The sequence below is a fragment of the Streptomyces sp. NPDC001219 genome, assembly GCF_053597915.1.
On the sequence record NZ_JBSFJF010000155.1, the window covers coordinates 1 to 2,480 of the forward strand.

The 2,480-nt window shown below is 71.0% G+C and carries 1 protein-coding gene; it reads right to left on the reverse strand.

Translation table 11 applies throughout. The features are described 5' to 3' along the window. Positions 1-2,480, reverse strand: a 2,480-nt coding sequence (locus ACWC9R_RS37015; RefSeq protein ID WP_450738273.1) for a type I polyketide synthase, incomplete at both ends; no start/stop codon positions are given.

The following is a 2,480-nucleotide window of genomic DNA, read 5'->3' on the forward strand; positions in this document are numbered from 1 at the left end:
AGGGTGTGCAGGGCGGCGTCCAGCAGTGCCGGGTGCAGTAGGTAGTGTCCGGCCTGTGTGCGTGGCTCCTGCGGGAGGGTCACCTCGGCGAAGATTTCGTGCTCGCTCCGCCAGGCCCGTCTCAGCCCGCGAAACGCCGGGCCGTAGGTGTAGCCGAGTTCTTCGAGACGCTCGTACGCGCCCTCCAGTGACACTTCCCGTGCTTGCGCCGGAGGCCACGCTGTCAGCTTCTCGCCTGCGGACGGGTCGCCCGGGGCCAGCCGTCCGCGGGCATGCAGCGTCCACGGCCGCTCACCCTCACCGGCCTCACCGGTCTCACTGTCCGGCCGGTCCTGCTCAGGCCGTGCGTAGATCTCCACCGTCCGGCGTCCGGCGTCATCGGCCTCGCCGACGACGACCTGCACCTGCACACCACCCCACACCGGCAGCACCAACGGCACCGACAGCAGGAGTTCGTCGAGTGTCTCGGTGCCGGTCTGTTCGCCGGCGCGCATCGCCAGTTCCACCAGGGCCGTGCCCGGCAGCAGGACGTTGCCGTCGACCGCGTGCTCGGCCAGCCAGCCGTGGGTGCGCGCCGACACCCGTCCGGTGAAGACATGGGTGTCCCGGTCGGCCAGGGTCACGGCCGCGCCGAGCAGCGGGTGCCGCGTGGGAGTCAGACCCAGGCCGGCGGCGTCCAGCGGGGCGCCCGAGCCGTCCAGCCAGTACCGCTCGCGCTGGAAGGTGTACGTGGGGAGGTCGACCCGTCGGGCGCCTGGGAGGACCTGGGTCCAGTCGGGGCCGGCGCCGCGCAACCGCAGCAGGGCCAGTGCCGTCGCCACGGACTCCGCCTCGGGCCGCCCGCGTCGCAGCGCCGGGGCGAGCACTCCGGCCTCCTCGGTCAGGCATGCTTCGGCGAGAGCGGTCAGGACGCCGTCGGGACCCAGCTCCAGGTATTCGGTGACGCCCTCGGACTGCAGGAACCGCACGCCGTCGTGGAACCGGACGGTGCCGCGGATGTGGCGGACCCAGTAGTCGGGCGACGTCAGTTCCTCGTCGGTGGCGAGGACACCGGTCACGTTGGAGACGACGGGGATCTTCGGGGCATGGAAGGTCAGGTCCGAGATGAACTCCCGGAATTCGTGGAGGATCTCCTCCATGTGCGGGGAGTGGAAGGCGTGTGAGACGGTCAGGAGCCTGACCTTGGCACCCTTGGTCCGCCAGTCCTCCGTGATGTCGGCGACGGCGTCCTGGTCGCCGGAGATCACCGTGGCGCGCGGGCCGTTGACCGCGGCGACGGAGACGCGCTCCTCGCCGTAGGGGAGCAGGGAGGCGCGGACCTCGTCCTCCGCGGCCTGGATCGAGGCCATCGCGCCGCCCTCGCGGGCGTCCTGCATCAGGCGGCCGCGCTCGGCGACCAGGACACAGGCGTCGGGGAGGTCGAGGACCCCGGCCACATGGGCTGCGGAAACCTCGCCGAGGGAGTGGCCGAGCAGGTAGTCAGGCCGCACGCCGTAATGTTCGAAGAGGCGGTACAGAGCGACTTCGACCGCGAACAGCGCGGCCTGGGTGAAGGCGGTCTGGTCGATCAGTGCGGCGTCGGCCGACGTCTCCGGGGCGAAGAGCACTCCCTTCACGGGACGGACCAGCTCCGGGTCCAGGTGGGCGCACACCCGGTCCAGCGCCTCGGCGAACACCGGGTTGGTCTCGTACAGCTCGCGGCCCATGCCGAGCCGTTGGGCGCCCTGGCCGGTGAACAGGAAGGCGGTCTTGCCGGGGCGGGGTGTGGTGCGGGTCCCGACCACGCCGGGCACGTTCCGGACGTCGGCCGAACCGGCCAGCGACGCAAGGTTCTTGAGGAGCGTCTCACGGCTGTCGCCCAGGACGGCGACGCCCCGGTCGAGCAGGGCGCGTCCGGTGGCAAGTGAGTAGGCGACGTCGGCCGCCTCAAGACCGGGCTTCGCCTCGACGAATCGGCGCAGGCGCTCGGCTTGGTCGCGCAGCGACTTCTCGGTCTTGCCGGTGATGATCCACGGCAGGACCGGGGAGGGTGCGTCGGGCGTCCTGGCCGGGAGCGGCTCGGCCGGGGGCTCTTCGATGACGACGTGGGCGTTGGTGCCGCTGATCCCGAAGGAGGAGACGCCCGCGCGGCGCGGCCGGCCGTTGGTCTCCGGCCATTCCCGTGCGTCGGTCAGCAGCTCGACCGTGCCGGTGTCCCAGTCCACGTGGCTGGATGGTTTGCCTACGTGCAGTGTGGGCGGGAGTGTCCGGTGCCGCATGGCTTCGATCATCTTGATCACGCCGCCGACGCCGGCGGCTGCCTGCGAGTGGCCGATGTTGGATTTGAGGGAACCGAGGAACAATGGCTGGTCGGTGGGCCGGTTCCGTCCGTAGGTGGCGAGGAGTGCTTGTGCCTCGATGGGGTCGCCGAGGCGGGTTCCGGTGCCGTGGGCTTCTACGGCGTCGATGTCGTTGGTGTTCAGTCCGGCGTTTGCGAGTGC